Here is a 19985-nt window from a genome sequence, read left to right as displayed (position 1 = left end):
ATTTCACCAGAAAATTCAAACTTATATCAGTAGATTGGGATAAATATTTTATATTCTGCTTACATACGTATCCCTTTAATAGAATACTATGCATTATATAAATACTATGTTAGGGCTAATGATTCATGTTTTCTAATTAAAATCAGGTTTCATTTCATACTAACCGGTTTCAACAATATTATACTTCCTTATTAATTCAAATCAGTATAATGTCCATACTTTTTTATACCTAAATAACGTTTTGTTTCTTTTTAATTTGTAAAAACATCGTACTAAAGATGTTCCTTATATATTTAAATTCTGTACTTTTATAAAAAACTAAAACGTATATTACATTTGGTACTAATAAGCAAATTACACCTTTTCCGACTAACGAAATAAAAGTACTTCCTTCTATAAAATAATTACATATACTCGTAGTAATGAAACCTGTAACTATGGTTAAAAATATATAAAATACATATGTTGTAAAATAATTCAAAACCGATTTCTTAAAAAGATTTTTATATACAATATAAGGCTGAATCCACAGTACAGTAGCAATTGTACTTATCGCCGTGCCTATGAATATACCTACCAATCCAAAAATTTTAACTAATACAATAGATAAACTTAAATTGATTAACGCTTCAACTAACGGAATATACTTATCTTGTACAAATAATCCCGCTTTATTTTTAAAAATGGCTATCGCCGTCCGCATACCTGTCAAATAAAAGTTTATTAATATCACTACAAAAACTATGTTATTTAATAAATACTTCTTATCAAGCCACCACCCTATAAACGGCTCTAAAAGGTTATATAAAAATATGGTACAAAAAGAGAATATCCAAAAATTCACTAGATAAGTCACTTTAAATATAGAATAATTTTTATCATTATTCTCAGTAGCAATTAAATTCCCCACACTCGCTTCAATACCATTTAATATAGGACTTACTAGTGCTGATAATTGATTTATTATCATTGTGTAGTTAGAATATATCCCGACCATAGCAAGACCTATAAAAGAAGAAATCAATATATTATCCGTGCCAAATACAATATATCCTCCAATATTATGCAAAAACATCGCCTTTACATTTATAATTAAATTTTCTTTCGTATCTTTATCTATAGAATACTTCTTTTTGTGTTTATATAAGGATAGTTCTTATTCACAATCCTACCGTTTACCACATTTTGAACTGTATATATGCTCAATTCTATAATTAAATACAATACATAATTTTGCGTATAAAGAAGTATAAATATTTTGAACATAGTAGTTAGCACTTGGAATACGAGATCCACCCTAGCTAATATATATCCCCTTTGATCCGCATTTATTAAAGACCTCTTATGAGCATTTAAATATGTGACTACATTTTTTGCTACAAATATTGAATAGATTATCGCGACATTTGATATAGACCCCCCATCTTTCATTAAATAGCTTAAAAACGGATATATCATCGCACTTATCGCTAGAATAATTATTGCCAAAATCTGATAGATTTTTTTATATAATTGAACAAGGGCTATAACTTTATGCTGATTATTTTCTGCCAAGGGTTTGTACAAATTGTATACTATACTTGCTCCTATACCAGCCTCAATTAACGCTAACATGGATAAAACATTAATTAATAAACCATCTATTCCTAAATACTCTATTCCTAAACTATCTAAAAAAACTTTCCTCGATATAAATCCTAGAATAACAATAACTATTTGAGAAAATATACTTATTGATATGTTCTTGATTGAATGCATCGTTCGCATGATTAATTCCCTTCATTAACTATATCTATTCAAAAAGTTTGAAATAATAAAATTATATTACCCTGGCAATAATTTCACTCTCATACTTTAAGTCACTAATTGCATTCACATTAGTTCCATTATCTACTTCACCAATATACTTATTTTTTACAGGCTGTTTTTCTGTTGCTTTCTTCAAAAACCATTCATACTCTACATCGATATGACCAATATCTAAAGTTTGATATCCATAAGAAGATAAATCATACGCTAATACCGTAGCTGTTGGACCTAGTGCAATTAATATTAATTTAGATTTTTTTTGGTTCTTTGCTATCTCTAAAATTTCTCTATACTTCGCAAAAGCATTTTTCGATGGGCATATTATCCTATCAATTGTTTTAACATTTTTAAAAAGATCGTTTCCTACCCCTAATCTACTTTGCACCCCTTCAATAACAATTACTTCTCTATCATCCCAAACATCTTTTATTTTATCAAAGCGAATTCCAGCCATACTCTTATCTTGATGGTCTATATATAACCTTGTAACTAATGCATCATAATATTCTTTATTCATACTTATACTCTTATAAATTCTGCTACGATTTAACTCTAAATATCTTTTCCAATATACTCTTGATTTTTCAGTGCACCAATTTAAATCTTTAAAAACATTCGGAATACAAACTAAATGCCCCACCTTATTACTCTTAATAATTTCATCCAGTCTATCCTTTAATTCATTTGAATACGGCTGAAAGATTAAACTTTCTCCATTTATAAGAGCGAATTCACCATCACCAAATCTACTTACTGAACAATTATTACCTATAATATAGTCAAGCGTTTCATCAAGAGTTTTCACTGTTGGGGGCTGCCTTTTCACTGTAATCATCCTGTTATATTGAATGGTTACCTTATTCTTCATTCCAATATATAAATAATATAACTTTAACAATGACTTCTTCATACCTGCCCCCTTTTTGCAAAATTGTTTATTAAAAATTTATACAATAATGGATGCAGCTTAGTCGCAAACAATAAGAACTTTACACTTTTCCCATACTCTTTTAAACTCATCGTTTTATAAAAATAATTATTCAATATACCAATAACCTTATAATATTTAACCTTATGTTCATTAAACCTTCCGCTCATTGATATTAAATTTAAAACTACCATCGAACAATTTCCTAGTTTTAATATAACTAAGCTATATAACTCCTTATAATATCGCTCCATAAATTTACACATTTCATCATAAATTAAGACTGAGTCAATTTTAAGCTCTTTTACAGCCCGATCCATCATGCTATTATCACGCTTTATATAATGATATTTAGGTTCTCCTATGAAACATACTTTTTTACACTTATGAATAACTTTATACGTAAATGCTGTATCTTCATATGACATACCTACTGGAAATTTAATATCCTCCAATAAATTTCTTTTAAATAGTTTAGTCCAAACGACTTCATCATACAATTTCCCTTCTAACATCGTCTTCATTGCAGTATTTCTATCGTGAATAATAAATGGATGGTTACTTGAAGTTACAATTCTATTACTGTAATGGATTTGACTACTACAAATAGCTATATCACATCCTTGTTCAACACACATACCATATAATAATTCATACATATCTGGTTCTATCCAATCATCACTATCCACAAACCCTATATAATCTCCCTTTGCATTTTCTAATCCGGCATTTCTCGCAGAAGATAATCCACCGTTCTCTTTATGAATTACTTTAATCCGCATATCTTTATCTGCATATCTATCACATATTTCTCCGCAAGTATCAGGAGAACCGTCATCAACAAGTACTAATTCAAAATCTTCAAACGTTTGTACCAATATAGAATCAATACATTTATGAATGTATCGTTCAACCTTGTATACCGGTACTATAATACTAATTTTAGGATTCATAATTGACTCCCTTCATTTAAATTCATCCAAAAACTCTATCAATATTTTCTATATTATTTAATTTTTCTGTCAACAAATTCGTCGTTATTTTTTCACATATTATCTTTTGATCTAAAAGATACTTAATTTTGTTATACAAATCTTCCTCATTCCATTCGACGATAAAACCATTATGCCCATTTTTTATTTGTTCATATGCCCCAGTAAAATTAGTTGTTACAATAGGTTTTTTTAAACATTTTGCCTCAGCTAAGGTGAGACAATATCCTTCATGTCTAGAAGTTTGAACATATATATCTGATTGATTTACATATGGATACGGATTTTTTGCTGATCCTAATAATAGAAAATCCTGTTTCAAATTATACTTACCTATTAACGTCTCATAATACGCTCTATTTTCCCCTTCCCCGATACAGTACCACCTTACATCGTATCCGTCTTTACGTAACATTGATAAAACTTTAATTGCAAGGTCTTGACCTTTTTCTTTTGAAAGTCTACCTACTGTTACTATCTTCATACCTTTATATCCATTATCAAATTCTATTTTTTCTTTTGCCATTTCGTTTATTAAATCCGGAAGTACAATATTAAAAAAGACACTTGTCTTATTTTTAACTATAGGAAACTTCTATTAAATGTTTTTGCGCTTCTTTAGAAACTACAAATATATTATCTAGCTCATCGTATAATTTTTCATATAATTTGGTATTAATTTGATGTTGAAAAACATCAAAATGTACCCAAGAAATCTTCTTTTCTGAAGCTACTTTATTTACTACATAATAATCAATTATGTCTGTAGGTCCTTGATATGCTATTGCAATATCATATTTATTCTTATTATGTGGAATGTCTTTAAAAATCTCTTTATAGAAAACATATCTATCCTTTAATTTTTTAGATACCACATAAGATAGTAAAAAATTTAAAGCCTTAATATATCTTTTATTTTTAAAGTACTCTTTAATCGTTTTCTTTGGTGGTTGCATAATTTTAGGTTTTATACTTTCAAACCAAGCTGCTTCTTCTATCTTTACCCAGCTTGGTAATTGTTTTAAAAATCCCCCTTTCTTCTCCAACATCAATACCGTAACGTCATATTTGTCTTTTGGTAAAACAGATAACAAAGAAAGTAGTGATTTTTCTACCCCACCTATATTCATACTACTTATCATAAATAGCACTCTCTTCATAACTATCTCCTTCTACCATCAAAATGTTTTATAGCAAAATTAAAAACATCCTCTCCAAGATGTTTTCGCACGCAATACAATTCATAACGACTAACGTTCCATATTCTTGAAATATTATAAAAAGAATAATAACAATCCCGTATGAAACAGGTTATACATTAGAATCTGCTATTCTATATAACTTTTCCAACTCATCCCTCGTATCTACCATTTCTTTTTCTATGTTTTTTCTCAGCCGTCCTTCCAACAGTTTATCACCTAATATTTGTACAATTGCATCATACATTTGCTGCTCGTCAAATTGAACTATTAATCCATTGTGGTTATGGTTTATTTGTTCACTCGCTCCTGTAAAATTTGTACTAATAATTGGATTGCTAAAGCATCTAGCTTCTGCGAGTGTTATGCAGTATCCCTCATAACGAGATGGTTGTACATATATATCACATTGCTTCATAAAAGGATATGGATTTGACATTGCCCCTAAAAATATATAGTCACTTTGAATACCGTAATTTTCTACGAGTTTTTCATACATTACTTTTTCCTTTCCATCTCCTATACAATACCACCTAACCTTATAGCCAGCTTCTTTAAGCTTAGCTAATACCGATATTGTTAAATCCTGTCCTTTTTCTACACTCAATCTACCAACAGTAAGAACCCTTACTCCATCAAAATCATCCAAAAATCCGATTCCTTCATTTGCCATCTTTACTATCATGTCAGGTGAAATAATGTTTAAAAAAGTTCCTGTCTTATTAATTAATTCTGGCATCGTTTGAGTAAGTTTTTCCCTTCCTAAATCAGAAACTACAAAAATATGCTGGAACTTTTTATATACTTTACTTACAAAGTATTTGTTAAAATATATCTTTTCAATATCGAAATGTATCCATTGAACCTTTCGTCTAGCTTCTATTTTATTTGCAACAACATAACTTATAAAATCCATAGGTCCGGCATAAGCAACTGCAATATCATAGTTGTTGTTTATAACAGTGTACTCACGCAAACAATATCTAAAAATAACACTCCTTTCTTTCATAATTTTTGATACTAAATACCAAAAAGTTGTTTGAACAGCTTTTATAACTTTTCCTTGTCTAATAAAACTGCTTATAACGACTCGTGGTGGTTTATTTAACACCTCTTTTATTTCCCCGTAATTTGTTAAATATTCTACATGTACCCCATCTGGGATAAACTCCAAAAAACCCCCTTTTTCTTCTAACATCAAAATTGTTATATCATACTTATCTTTTGGAATTTCTGCAACCATATTCAACAAAGCCTTCTCCGTACCGCCTATATTCATATTTATAACCATAAATATAATTTTCTTCTTCATATTTCCTCCGAATCACCTTATCCTACTATTTAATAGAATACAATCTTCATTGATTAAAGATTCACTTTCCCGCTCTTATTAATAAGCTTTGGATTCTTAGATTTACTCAGGTTAATATTTTTCTAATAAGGCATACACCTTCTTAAGTTCCCCTTCCGTTCCAACCTGCTCATTCTTTAAGTTCTCACACAAATATTTCTTCAGTAAATTGTCCTCTATAATTTCTTCTATCCCTTCGTACACTTCTTCCGAATTCATCTTCACTATTAAGCCATTTTCTCTATTTTTAATTTGGTTATGAACGGTTATAAAATCAGTTACTACTATAGGTTTTTGAAATATTCTAGCCTCTGCTATCGCTAATCCATATCCTTCATACCTTGACGGTTGTACATATATATCACTTTGTTTTATAAAAGGGTATGGATTCTTGTGAGTACCCAATAGTATAAAAGTATCGTGTAAATTATATTTACTTATCATCTCCTCGAGTTTATTTTGAAGATTCCCTTCTCCTATTACATACCACTTAAATTTATACCCTTTTTGCTTTAATTTATAACAAGCTTCTACGGCCAGTTCATACCCTTTTTCATACACTAACCTACCAATAGTTAATATTCGTAATCCCTCAAACTGATCACTAAACCCCTGCCCCTCATTTGCCATCGATTTAATTAGAGTCGGCGATATAATATCATATACAACCTGGATCCTTGACTCTATTTTAGGAATTTCTTGAATCAATACTTCCTTACAAACATCGGACACGGCTACTATTTCATTAAATTCCTCATAATAGTTCAAATCAAAATCTTTATTATATGCAGCTAACCTATAATCTGTATTCACCCAGGCAATTTTTTTACTTGCGTAAACCTTATTTGCCACAAAATATGTCGGCATTCCTTGACTATAAGCTATGGCAACATCATATTTTCCCTTTAAATTATCCATCCCTTTAGACACCCATCTCCAAACTATTTGAGCTGCATGTAAATTATTATTTATGTATGGATTTCTAAGAGATATCGAAGCTCCAATTCTAAGAAATAACTCTTTAAAGTATTTATGTTTAATTAAATTTTTAAATTTCTCCGCCTGCCTTTTAATAACTATCGGTACATCTAATACGTTTACCTGCTTTGGAAGTAATGGCAAATACAATCCACTAGCAGAAAACATTAACAAATCCACTTCATATTTTTCATAATCCAATAAAGAAAGTAAAGAAACTAAACTTTTTTCTGCCCCTCCACTTTGTAACGAATCTATGACGAATAAAACTTTTTTTTCATAACTATCACTACCCTAAAGTGTTTTTATTGCGCTCAAAATATTAAACATCATTTATTGATTCTAGCTTTATGAAAATAATGCATATAATTTATCAATTTCATTACGATTTCCGTATTCACCTTTAAGCGTATTTTCCGCCAGTTTTTCCCTCAGCTCTTTATCACCAATAAGTTTCTTTATTCCATTAGCTATCCCATTTATCCCCATCTCAGTTACTATTCCATCGACCCCATCCCGCACCTGACTATTAGCAGTTGAAAAATTAGTAATAAGTACTGGCTTTCCAATAATTTGCGCTTCACGAACTGTTACAGCTTTCCCCTCATACCTAGACGGTTGCACATATATATCACATGCTTTTATATATGGATAAGGATTTGTTTTTTTACCCAGTAAAAAAAATCTTTTTTCCAGATTAAGTTCAGCTAATAACTTCCTAAGTTCAGCTTCTTGTGCTCCATAACCAACTACATACCATTCAATATCATATCCCTGATCTACTAAATCTCTTAATGCATACATAGCAAGATCTATTCCTTTTGCATACGATAACCGTCCTACCGTAACAAGCTTTACTTTTTCTGATTTCACCTGTATTTCTTCGGTAATATCTTCTTGATAAGCTTGCTCACGCACGAACTCAGGAGATAGTATATTTTCTATAATTTCAACCTTTTTATTCACATTTGGTAAACTACTAAGAAATGAATCTCTACATCCTTCTGAAACAGCTACGATATTATCCATCTTGCTCCACATTTTATACTCCATGTCTGTATTAAGTTTTATATTTGAATAATCCGTATGGATCCAACCAATTTTTCTTTTCGCTCGAACTTTATCTCCAATAAAATAATGTGGCCATAAAAAACTAATTGCTACATCATACTCCTCTTCCAATTTCGGTATAAAGGGTAACGTTATTCTCCAACCATATTGAATAACAAGGTATCCAGCTTCTTCACTTTTTACATATCTACCATGTGCATCACCTAAAATTCTCCCCAAGGTTCTTGTCAATCCAATTGTAATTTGTCCTTCTTGCAATATTTGCTTGATAGATTTTCTAAAAGTAGTATATTGTTTTACTTCCTTTAACAAATTAGGCATTTTAGGCAACAAAAAAAGAAACTCTCCTTCGTGTTTAAATAACATCAAATCTACATCATATTTGCTATAATCGATTGTATTCAATAAACCGATTAAACTTCTTTCTACTCCACCAATTGCCATATCAAATGATGTAATGAGAATTTTTTCTTTTTCATTTTCTAATCCCTCACCCAATTTATTGTAAATTTTTATAATAATAGCCTTACCTTCATCATATATAAATACTTACAATTAATTATGACTCCCTATACTCTACTCCATATAATGCTAACCAATCTGGAATATTATTCTTAATATCAAAACCTAATTCCGAAATCTTATTAACTACTATTTGTGTATTCAATTTTTCTTTTAATAAAGCTCCATGAATTTCTGCAGACCATATTTCCAGTTTTTCATCTAAACTAATAAACGATATTATTCCTAAACCCATATCGACATTTTTAGTTATTGTATTTGCTACTACGCATGGTATCCCCGCACATTGTGCTTCTAATGCCACAATACCGAATCCCTCGAATAAAGATGGAAAAAGAAAAACATCAAACATCCTTATAATTCTTGGAATATCTTTTCTTACCCCCAAAAATCTAATTTTTTCATAGATACCTAAACTTTTTGCTTCTAACTCAATAGAATCCTGTAACGGACCCTCTCCTACTAAAACAAGCATAAATTTCGAATCAGACTTTAATACATCTTTGAATACCTTTAACATAAAAATATGATTTTTAGATTCAGAAAAACGACCAATATGACCTATCACCTTCGCTCCAACTGGTATGTTGAATTCTTCTCTTACTTTATTACTATCCTGTATATCTACATTAACAAATTGATTAGTATCTATTGCATTTTTCACTATCTTTACCTTTGTATTACCTATATTTTCATTAAATAAAAAGCGTGCAGCTTCAACACTGCACGCACAATAATTTGTTCCAGCATAAGCAATAAGTGTTCGTAAAAAAAACAACAAAACTTTCCCTTTCATCCCTGATCCTATCGGCCAATTATTACTATGTGAATGACAAACTCTTATTTTTATACCAGCTATTTTGGCAGCAACAGCAACAAATCCCCCTTGGTAATCAGTATGTGCATGTGCTGCCACATATTGATTACTAGACATTACCTTAACAAGCTCTTTAATGTACGAAAGGGGGCCTGCCTGTCCTAAGCTAGATATTCGATATATTTTCCCACCCAATGCAATTATTTCCTTATCATAATCACATTCTTCACTTTTATGGGAAACAAAATCAAATTGTACCTTTTCTCTATCTACATTCCTATATACATTCATTAGCAACGCCTCTGCACCACCTCGGTCCATCGCACTAACGATATGCAACACCCTTTTAGGTCGTTCTAGTTTACACATTGAAAATTACTCCCATCTAAGAATGATTTTCAAATATACATTTTATCCCCAAAAATTACTCTTATAAACTATCCCTAAAGTAATAACATGTTCATATACAAAATAAATAAAGTAACATAATATTACTGCATAGTAAATTAACTTTTGGTCCTTTTCAATAAATACCTTTATAACCCACGATATCAATATCAATTGGTATAATCCAAAATATATGGAGAATCTAGCAAAAATCCAATTTTGAGTTGAAATAATCATAAAAACTAGACCTAATAATGCCATATTTACGATATAATCACTCTTCGGAAAAAGCTCTCTTAGTTTATGCCTCCCAATAAAAGCAAGGATGAGCGGGGTTGCTTCCACAGCAACTCGAAGAATATTAGCTCCCCCTTCTTGAAAATCCTTATAATGTCCATATTGAGTATCTCCTATAGTCGCAAAGAAAGCTTCTGCAAATTGATTAAATCCTATCACAATAAGCACCGCAAGAAGGAGTAGTATAAATGTTATTGTCGACCAAGCTTTCCTTCGGACTACAAAATAAATAGGAATTAATACAAGAGCACTTTGATGAAAAGTAGATGCAAACAGAACTATTAAAAAATATTTTTTCCAATTCCCATCTAAAATATATTTTGTGGCGGTAAAAATAATTGCTGCTGTTAAATACTGCCTCACTCCATTCATTGAAACTAAGTACATACCCGATGCTATATATACATATAAACTTAACTCAATCATTCTTGAATATTTATATAAAACTGCTACTATTAATATATTTGTTATTAACGCTGTTATAAAAATTAGAACTTGGGGATTATCCGTATATACTTTTAATATCATTTGTAAAATACTAAACCCAACATCCTTACTATTTCGAATATACCCCAATTGAAATCAGTAACTTTAAAAGCATGCATATAAAAATACGTATCACCAATATTATTTCTAAAACCAGATACTAATACAAGAGAGGTAGTCGCCATTAAAATCAATAATCGATTTGGTTTTAACATCACAATTCCTGTAGTTACCGGCATAGCAAAATACCTTGCAAAAAATGCGAGTATGAGCACTATAAAAAGATTCATCCAAAGTATAGTCATTATTATTCCCTCTCATTTAACTACCAAATAAATTTCTATATATTTGCTTTCACTCTTGTTTTTACTGTTATATAACTATAAAGGATAACTCCAAATGGCAGTGCACAAAGTGTAAGCACTTTGCATGGTGACTCTTTTATAAATCTTATGTTTTTTGCTATAAAGCTACTTGATACATAATGTACAGCTTGCCTATATTTAAATAACCTATTTGTAAATGGTAGCTTCATCAGTTCCTTACGATAAAAAGCAAAACCTTTTGGATTCTGACGATACTGATTTAACATATTCATCGAAGAACCATCAGGCATATATTCAACATAGCAAAGAGCTTCATTCATCAGTAACATCTCATATTTCTGATCCAACATATAATATTTATATGCCAAACCTACATACTTCTCATTTTTAAAAATCGGATATGGATACTTCTTTGTTAGTTCTGTACGATACACTAATTTCTTATCTCCAGTTACACCATGTTTATTGTAGAGATTAAAAAGTGTAGAACGGTTAAGATGTAATGGTAACTTTGAACCAATTACCTTCTCATCTTTATATAAATCAAGAGCAATTATCCCACTTACCTGTTCATTTCCATTTTCATTCCAAAAATTAATGATTTTCTCTACGGCATCACTGGGCATTGAATCATCTGAATCAATACATACATTGAGTTCTGTATCAATCATTTCATAAGCCGTATTATGAGCACCATGCATCCCTTGATTTGGTTGCCAATAATACCGTATGTCTATGTAATCTTCAGAAACCCAAGAATGCACTAACTCTTTTGTATTATCATCAGATCCATCATCTATAATAAGCCATATAAAATCTTTACACGTTTGCTGCTTCAAGCTTTCATAACACCCCTGAAGACAATACGCTCTATTATATGTAGGGGTAAAAACCGTTAGTTTTTTCAAATTTATCACCTCGATACTGCTACATAAAATTTTTGAGTGAATCCAGTAATATTTTTTATATCGTATCCTTTTTCAGCTAACGTAAATTGTGCAATGCCCCTCGATATCTTCCTATCCGCTATACTTTGTAATTTCCCTGTCCACTCTCTTACATCTAACAAAGAGCACTGTGCAACTAAATTCAAACCCAGATCTACATCTTGCGTAATAGTGTCTGATATAATACATGGTAAACCCGCCCCTTGCGCTTCAATAAGGGTAACGGGTAACCCTTCATAAATAGACGGAAAAATAAACATATCAAATGCCTGCAACAAGCGATTGATATCATCTCGTATCCCCAAGAATTTGACTCGACCTTTTATATTCAGTTTTTCTACTTTCTTCTCAATCTCTGATCGAAGAGGACCATCTCCCACTAACAAAAGAATAGATTTCGGTCGAGTTTCTATTAATCGAACAAAAATATCTATTAGAAAAGTATGATTTTTAGGATACGCAAATCTTCCTACATGTCCAATTACAAAAGCATCCTTATGAAGTTTCAGTTCTTTTCTTACTTGTTCTCTAATTTCTGAAGAAAATGCAAACTTATCACATTCAATTCCATTCTTTAAAATTTCAGTTGTACTTACCCTATCAGCAAACAACCATTTTGCCGCTGTAATTGAACATGCTAAAAAATGTGTTGCACATGGCACAATAAATGCTCCTGCATACCATTTATATATCTTCGCTATAGTTCCGCCTTCACTACTTGTACTATGGCTATGTGAAATCCTAACCGGTATTCCCGCCTTCTTAGCAGAACGAAGTACAAATCCACTCATTTTATCCATGTGTGAATGTACAATTCTATATTCTTGATGAGAGGTGAAAAAATTATCCAGTGCTTTTATATATCCTCTATGTCCAACGTTTGTGATATATGGAATTCTATGAATTTCCCCGCCTAACTTTACTATTTCTTCATCAAACACTCCTTCTTTACATGTTAAAAAATCAAATTGAACTTTGGAACGATCTATATTGCGATATAAATTCATAATTAAAGTTTCTGCTCCGCCTCTATTCATATTTACGACTACATGTAATACTCTTAATGGAGTGCCCAATTTAAATCCTCCATTTCACCCATAAATGTTGTATAGATTTCTTGTTTCTCCTTTAACACTTCATTTACTGAATATTGATTTTTAATACTAGTACATCCATACTGCCCCATCTGAGCTAATACTTTAGGATTTATAGAAATACCCTTTATCCTGTCAGCCATTGCTTTTATATCATCGCGATCTACAATCCAACCATTTTTATTATTAATAATCAATTCCCTATGTCCCCGGTTATCAGTAGCTACAACCGGAAGTCCACAAGCCATGGCTTCCATAATATTAACTGGCAAACCTTCCCTGTAACTAGATGCAACTGCAAGATCAGACATCTGTAGTAAGGAAGCTATATCATTTCTGTAACCGAGAAAATGAACCATGTTAGTCACTCCTAGTTGAGTAGCTATTTTTTTACACTCTTCCATTAACGGTCCTTCGCCAGCAAGCAAAAGCTTCGCATGTGGCATTTCATTTTTCAATTGTGCTAATACATGGATTAAAAAGTTTTGATTTTTATTCTTATTAAATTCAGCAGCATAAAACATTAAAAAATCTTGTGATTTATAGCCACATTGTAGCTTTAATTCTCGTTTCTTAATTTCAGTTACAGGAGTAAACCTTTGTACATCTATTCCTACACCGTGAACTAGCTTAATATCTCTCACTGGAAAGCAATGTTTAACTGCTAAATCATAATCTTCTTGGTTAATTGTTATTAGACAATCCGTATGAGAAGCTAGAATTCTTTCAATTGGATAATAAAGCAACCAATTCATATACGGTGATCCTTTACAAAAGTGAAATCCATGTGCTGTATATACGACTTTCGTTCCTTGCTGCCTGGCTTTCTGAGCAGCTAAACGAGCAATTACTCCTCCCATAGGCGTATGACAATGAATGATATGATATTTATTTTGATCAATAATTGATTTTAGTTTTTTATATGCGTGGATGTTTTGTATACTAAGAGGTGACCTTTGAATAGGAATATTATATTTTCGAGTTACGTACGGAAGATGTATATTCCCATTCGCTGCAACATGTACTTCCCATCCTTGTTCTGAAAACCATTTCAAATACGGTAAATGAAAAGCCTTAAAATGATAATCTACAGTTGCACAAAACAGAACTTTTTTAGACACCATCCCACGCACCCGTCTTATATAAATTTTTTCTATTGACCTGATACAGGTATTAACAGTTTTAAAGTTTTACGCTGATTTACTAACTTTAACAATCGTTTTCTTAATTCTACTTCGTTTAAATCTGTATAACTTGAAATAAACTCTTCAATTTCTTCTATACGAACATTCATTTCTTGTCCTACGTAAATCCTCGGATGAATTTGCTTTTCATTCATTTCATCTTCTTTTAGTAATTCTTCAAAAAGTTTCTCCCCTGGGCGTATACCAGTAAATTCTATTCCTATTTCATCCACAGAATTTCCTGATAATCGAATAAGATTTTTGGCAAGGTCGACTATTTTCACTGGTTCTCCCATATCCAATACAAAAATCTCTCCACCTTTAGCTAAAGCACCAGCTTGCACTACGAGTCTTGATGCTTCCGGGATTGTCATAAAATACCGAACCATATCAGGATGAGTAACTGTAACTGGTCCACCATTTTGAATTTGCTTCTTAAATAAAGGTATAACACTCCCTCTACTTCCTAAGACATTCCCAAAGCGTACAGTAACAAACTTTGTATGACTTATTTTATCTTTATGTTGAATTACCATCTCAGCTAATTTCTTTGTTGCTCCCATAACACTCGTCGGGTTCACAGCTTTATCAGAGGAAATCATAACAAACGTTCCTACTCCATGTGCTCTCGCCGCCTCTGATACATTCATAGTTCCAATCAAATTATTTTTAACAGCCTCTTCAGGATTATTCTCCATTAGTGGTACATGTTTATGTGCAGCTGCATGATATACAACATTCGGAAGATGTTTGCTCATAATTAATTGCATCTTCTTTTCATCTTGTATATCTGCGATTTCAGGAATAAACGTGCCTTTCATATCTCCATATTTTCTGTTTAATTCCATTTCTATAGAATAAATACTGTTCTCCCCATGCCCTAGTAAAATCAACTTTTTCGGCCTAAATTTTGCAATTTGTCTACAAATTTCCGAACCAATTGAACCTCCTGCACCAGTAACTAAAATAACCTTGTCAGTTATATAATCTGAAATAATATCCACATCAAGTTCTACAGAATCACGCCCTAATAAATCCTCTACTTGAACATCCCTGAATTCGTTCACCGATACTTTACCCGTTACTAAGTCTTCTAACATCGGAAGAATTTGAGTTTTCACTTCTGTTTTTAAACATCTTTTCAAAATAACATTTTGCTCTCTTTTGTTTAATGAGGGGATTGCCAAAATAATTATTTCAATATTCAGTTTTTTAACAGTGTACTCAATTTGATTCATACCACCAATTACTGGAATACCCCAAATATCAAGATTATGTTTTTTTGCATTGTCATCGATAAATGCGACTGGCATTAATTCAGCGGCACTATTCTTCAACAACTGCCTTGCAACCATTGTCCCAGCAGATCCCGCACCAACAATTAACGTTCTTTTTTTATCACCCTTTTTTACATAATAAATATCTCTGTACATTCTCCATATAAAACGTGAACCACCAATTAATAAAATATGAATCATCCAAGTTACAACTAACAGCCGAAAATACATTTTTGGCATGATTAGTTGCTGCACAACTGCTGTAGCAATTATAGAAAATGTAACAACTTTGCATATAATGAGTAATTCTCCTATACTTGCATATTCCCAAGCTTTATTATACAACTTATATATTAAAGCAAATAAATGATGACTGACTAATAGAGTGATAGAGCTAATAATTGATGATAAAGTGATAACACTAAAGCTAGCATTTACAAAGAAATAACTAAAGAAAATAGCACTTAACACAATCATTGAATCCATTAAAAGCAATAACGATATCCTCCGTCGATACGTCATGTAACTTCCTCCTTTAATCAATTCCATACTTAACTCTTTCAAATTTAAAGTTTCTAACTATATTCTCTTTATTAAAAACACATAGTTAGAAACTTTAATAAAATAGGGGCATCTAACCCTCCCTCACATTACACTCTTGATGACTCGCATCTAAGGTTGTTTTCACAACCCACAGCATAATCGAGTGCCTCCGTTGATAGCGGTAAGGAGACATCACCACATCGTATCCCTTTAAAAAATTCTTTATAAAGAACATCCTGATATAAGGATATTAAATTCATTTTTCTAAAGTACATTTATGTTATTTATACTTTTCCATTCAAAATCGCACCTAATATCCTACTTTTCGTAAAACTTAACGCCCTTTTCATTTCAAGCGCATCTTCATTCACAGTATGATTATAACGGATCACCAATAATACACCTTCACATTTATCAGCCAATACACTCGTATCCGTTACTTCTAGTACAGGAGAAGAATCAAATAATATAATATCGTATCGTTCCAGCGCCTTTTGAATTAACATATCCATTGCATCTGAACTAAGCACTTCAGATGGATTAAATGGTACTGGTCCGCTAGTTAATACATCCAGACTTTCCATCTCTGTTTTTTTCACGGCGCCCTCTAAAGTTGTTTTTCCGTTCAATATATCAATTAATCCAATTGTATTTTCTACCCCAAACATTTCATGAATCGTTGGTGTTCGTAAATTTGCATCTATTACCAATACTTTTTCACCTTTTTGTGCTATTGAGACTGCTAAATTAACTGTAATCGTTGATTTTCCTTCACCATACCTCGGAGAAGTTATAACTATAGTTCTGCTTTTATGAATAGATGAAGATAATTGAAGGTTTGTTCGAAGCGAACGATACTGCTCCGAAATTTTCGATCTTGGAGCGGTATGTACAATTATACTTTCTCCTTTAACTTTATTTGTTTTTCGTCTATTTTTGTAAGCCACTCCGTTCCCTCCCCCAATAATACCGTATTTTTTTTACTGAATTTGTCTTTCACATTTTTTCTATTCATTTTAGATATTCCGCCCAAAACAGGGACATCTAACAATTGTTCAATTCGCCGTTCCGATTGGATTCTCTCATCAAGTGAATCCAATAAAAAAATGAATCCAATACTGAGCACCATACCTATAGCGAATGCAATTAGTATCGTCTTAAGGTGATTTATATTTATAGGCATAGAATGTTTTTGAACTGGGTCTTCTGGTAATATACTCACATTATTAAAATTCAGTATATTCGCTACTTCTTTCTTATAAACAGTGGCTGTAGTATTTGCAATTTTATGAGCAAGCACAGGATCTATATCCACTACATTTATTCTCATAATCTGGGACCCTTGCACACTTTCTGTACTTATTTGTCCACTTAATGCACCTGCAGATCTGTTAATATTCAATTCAGCAGCCACTTTTTCTAATATTACAGGCTCATTTACCATCGCTTTCAATGTATTCATCGTTTCAGCATTAGCTTGAACAATAACTCTTGCTGAAGAGGCATATAATGGTGTTTTTACATATATAGTATACATCGCTCCTGCTACTGTTGTGAGAGTTGTAAATAATAGAATGATCCAAATTCTTTTCCGTATAATAGTAAATAGATTTTTCAAATTTATTTCCTTATCCATAACTTCCCTCCTCATTTAAAACCAATGAGCTTCAACTTGAAATTGACATCGAAAACTTAAGAAAAAAACAATATTTTCATTCTTTTTAATATACAAACATTTCTAGTTAATGCCATTTTAGTTCTTTATACAGAACGAGTCAACACAAATTATTTTCACTAAATTACTTCCTGATGACACTAAAAAAAATGCGACAATATTCGTGTTTTTTCACTGTAGATAAATGACGAAAAAGCCCTAATACCGTAGTATTAGGGCTTTTTTCTCTCTTAGTATAGAGACATATATTGGTCGCGTTCCCATTGGTGAACTTGCGTGCGGAAAATATCCCACTCAATTTCTTTTGCTTCAATGAAGTGTTCAAGTAAATGATCACCTAATGCGCCACATACGATTTCATTAGATTGTAAAGTAACTAACGCTTGCGCTAATGTTGCTGGTAAGTCAACGATACCTGCTTCTTCACGCTCTTCTTTTGTCATTACGTAGATGTTACGGTCTACTGCAGCTGGTGGAGTTAATTTGTTTTTAATTCCATCAAGACCTGCTGCTAATAATGTAGCCATTACTAAATACGGGTTTGCAGCTGGGTCAACACTACGTACTTCTACGCGTGTGCTAATACCACGAGATGCAGGGATACGCACTAATGGACTACGGTTTTGTGCAGACCATGCTACGTAACATGGAGCTTCATATCCAGGTACTAAACGCTTGTAAGAGTTTACAGTTGGGTTTGCTACCGCTGTAAATGCTGGCGCATGTTTTAAAATACCTGCGATGAAGTGACGAGCATCATCACTTAATTGTAAATCACCGTTTTGATCGAAGAATACGTTCTCACCATTTTTAAATAGTGATAAGTTACAGTGCATACCTGAACCGTTCACACCGTATAATGGTTTCGGCATAAATGTTGCGTGTAAACCATGTTTACGAGCAATCGTTCTTACAACAAGCTTGAATGTTTGAATGTCATCACATGAGCGAATTGCATTTGCATATTTAAAGTCAATTTCATGTTGACCTGGCGCAACCTCATGGTGAGATGCTTCAATTTCAAAGCCCATTTCTTCAAGTTCAAGAACGATATCACGACGACAGTTTTCCCCTAGATCCATCGGCGCAAGGTCGAAGTATCCACCGTTATCGTTTAATTCTAATGTTGGATTTCCTTTTTCATCAACTTTAAATAGGAAGAATTCTGGCTCTGGTCCAAGATTGAAATCTGAGAATCCTAATGCTTCCATTTCTTTTAACACACGCTTTAAGTTGTTACGTGGGTCGCCATCAAATGGAGTACCATCAGCATTGTAAATATCACAGATTAAACGAGCTACTTTACCTTTTTCAGCTGTCCAAGGGAAAATTACCCAAGTATCTAAATCCGGATATAAATACATATCAGATTCTTCAATACGTACGAAACCTTCAATAGAAGATCCATCAAACATCATTTTGTTATCAAGAGCTTTTGTTAATTGGCTCACTGGAATTTCTACGTTTTTAATTACCCCTAAAAGGTCCGTAAATTGCAAACGGATATACTTTACATTCTCTTCTTTCGCCAAACGGAAAATATCTTCTTTTGTGTACCTAGCCATTATAAATTCCTCCTTAGTCCCTCTAAACACCTTCAGAATCAGTTATCTTTAGTGAAAAAACCTTGAAATGTCACCTTGTCGCAATGAGGTCCGATTAAATCTACCTGTATGTTGTAGTTCATCTCGAAGAATTTTGCGAAGCTCGGATTTTGAAATTTCTTTCGTTTCTTCTTTTACTTTCACTGCTTCTGTTTGATTTTCTTTCATTTGCAATACTTGTTTAATTCCGGCCATATTTAAGCCTTGATCTAACAAATCTTTAATTTCCAACAATTTATCTACATCGTTAAATGAAAATAATCTACGATTCCCTTTTGTACGGGTTGGAAAAATAAGATTATGCTCTTCATAGTAGCGAATTTGACGTGCAGATAATTGTGTTAAATCCATTACAATACCAATTGGAAACAGCGGAGCAGAACGTCTATCTTCTTTCATTGTTTCAGTTCCTCCTTCGCCTTAACTGTTTCTCATTTTATACCATGTTATGTTTAGTGTCAATAGATGTTAGCTTTTCTTACATGGTTTTTTTGTGAA

16 protein-coding genes and 2 pseudogenes are annotated in these 19985 nt (G+C 32.1%); all 18 read right to left on the bottom strand.

Annotated elements, in window-relative coordinates:
- Positions 1-229: 229 nt before the first annotated feature.
- Positions 230-1767: pseudogene (locus JFU54_RS13665) on the bottom strand (lipopolysaccharide biosynthesis protein).
- A gap of 52 nt (positions 1768-1819) precedes the next feature.
- The gene (locus JFU54_RS13660) at positions 1820-2719 is read right to left on the bottom strand and encodes an SP_1767 family glycosyltransferase (RefSeq protein ID WP_012261446.1); all 900 of its coding nucleotides are present in this window, start codon (positions 2717-2719) and stop codon (positions 1820-1822) included.
- Positions 2716-3690 carry a glycosyltransferase family 2 protein gene (locus JFU54_RS13655; RefSeq protein ID WP_201064760.1) on the bottom strand — a complete coding sequence of 325 codons (975 nt, stop codon included), beginning with the start codon at positions 3688-3690 and terminating at the stop codon, positions 2716-2718. Before JFU54_RS13655 ends, JFU54_RS13660 begins: the two co-directional genes overlap by 4 nt.
- 22 nt (positions 3691-3712) lie before the next feature.
- Positions 3713-4255, bottom strand: a complete 543-nt coding sequence (locus JFU54_RS29750) for a glycosyltransferase (RefSeq protein ID WP_242489426.1) — start codon at positions 4253-4255, stop codon at positions 3713-3715.
- A gap of 52 nt (positions 4256-4307) precedes the next feature.
- Positions 4308-4889 (bottom strand): glycosyltransferase family protein, encoded by a 582-nt coding sequence (locus JFU54_RS29745; RefSeq protein ID WP_242489425.1) that lies wholly within the window; start codon positions 4887-4889, stop codon positions 4308-4310.
- Positions 4890-5040: 151 nt separating this feature from the next.
- On the bottom strand, positions 5041-6240 hold the full coding sequence (locus JFU54_RS13645; protein WP_012261449.1) for a glycosyltransferase: 1200 nt from the start codon (positions 6238-6240) through the stop codon (positions 5041-5043).
- A 111-nt stretch (positions 6241-6351) separates the two neighbouring features.
- Entirely contained in the window at positions 6352-7458 is a 1107-nt protein-coding gene (locus tag JFU54_RS13640; RefSeq protein WP_242489424.1) for a glycosyltransferase, read from the bottom strand.
- 147 nt (positions 7459-7605) lie between these two features.
- Positions 7606-8772 (bottom strand): glycosyltransferase, encoded by a 1167-nt coding sequence (locus JFU54_RS13635; RefSeq protein WP_201065594.1) that lies wholly within the window; start codon positions 8770-8772, stop codon positions 7606-7608.
- 115 nt (positions 8773-8887) lie between these two features.
- Complete coding sequence (locus JFU54_RS13630; RefSeq protein ID WP_012261452.1) at positions 8888-10036, bottom strand: glycosyltransferase family 1 protein; 1149 nt, start codon at positions 10034-10036, stop codon at positions 8888-8890.
- A 42-nt stretch (positions 10037-10078) separates the two neighbouring features.
- A pseudogene (locus tag JFU54_RS13625) lies at positions 10079-11142 on the bottom strand (EpsG family protein).
- Between the two features lie 35 nt (positions 11143-11177).
- Positions 11178-12071 carry a glycosyltransferase family 2 protein gene (locus JFU54_RS13620; RefSeq protein WP_012261454.1) on the bottom strand — a complete coding sequence of 298 codons (894 nt, stop codon included), beginning with the start codon at positions 12069-12071 and terminating at the stop codon, positions 11178-11180.
- Between the two features lie 5 nt (positions 12072-12076).
- Positions 12077-13186 (bottom strand): glycosyltransferase family 1 protein, encoded by a 1110-nt coding sequence (locus JFU54_RS13615; protein ID WP_201064757.1) that lies wholly within the window; start codon positions 13184-13186, stop codon positions 12077-12079.
- The gene (locus tag JFU54_RS13610) at positions 13171-14328 is read right to left on the bottom strand and encodes a glycosyltransferase family 4 protein (RefSeq protein WP_201064754.1); all 1158 of its coding nucleotides are present in this window, start codon (positions 14326-14328) and stop codon (positions 13171-13173) included. Before JFU54_RS13610 ends, JFU54_RS13615 begins: the two co-directional genes overlap by 16 nt.
- A gap of 29 nt (positions 14329-14357) precedes the next feature.
- On the bottom strand, positions 14358-16187 hold the full coding sequence (locus JFU54_RS13605) for a polysaccharide biosynthesis protein (RefSeq protein ID WP_201064751.1): 1830 nt from the start codon (positions 16185-16187) through the stop codon (positions 14358-14360).
- A gap of 305 nt (positions 16188-16492) precedes the next feature.
- Positions 16493-17155 (bottom strand): CpsD/CapB family tyrosine-protein kinase, encoded by a 663-nt coding sequence (locus JFU54_RS13600; RefSeq protein ID WP_201064749.1) that lies wholly within the window; start codon positions 17153-17155, stop codon positions 16493-16495.
- Positions 17104-17844, bottom strand: coding sequence for a YveK family protein (locus JFU54_RS13595; RefSeq protein WP_201064748.1), 741 nt, complete (start codon positions 17842-17844; stop codon positions 17104-17106). Before JFU54_RS13595 ends, JFU54_RS13600 begins: the two co-directional genes overlap by 52 nt.
- A 269-nt stretch (positions 17845-18113) precedes the next feature.
- Positions 18114-19448: a type I glutamate--ammonia ligase gene (gene glnA / locus JFU54_RS13590; protein WP_002014472.1), complete on the bottom strand. Its 1335-nt coding sequence runs from the start codon at positions 19446-19448 to the stop codon at positions 18114-18116.
- 48 nt (positions 19449-19496) lie between these two features.
- A complete protein-coding gene (gene glnR, locus JFU54_RS13585) occupies positions 19497-19886 on the bottom strand; it encodes a transcriptional repressor GlnR (RefSeq protein ID WP_002014475.1) in 390 nt (129 codons plus the stop codon).
- Between the last annotated feature and the right edge of the window lie 99 nt (positions 19887-19985).

It is taken from the genome of Bacillus sp. TH19, assembly GCF_016651075.1.
In the GTDB taxonomy this organism is placed as follows: Bacteria; Bacillota; Bacilli; order Bacillales; family Bacillaceae_G; genus Bacillus_A; species Bacillus_A mycoides.
The sequence above is the reverse complement of the archived record's forward strand: the minus strand, read 5'-3'. Positions and strand labels throughout refer to the sequence as shown.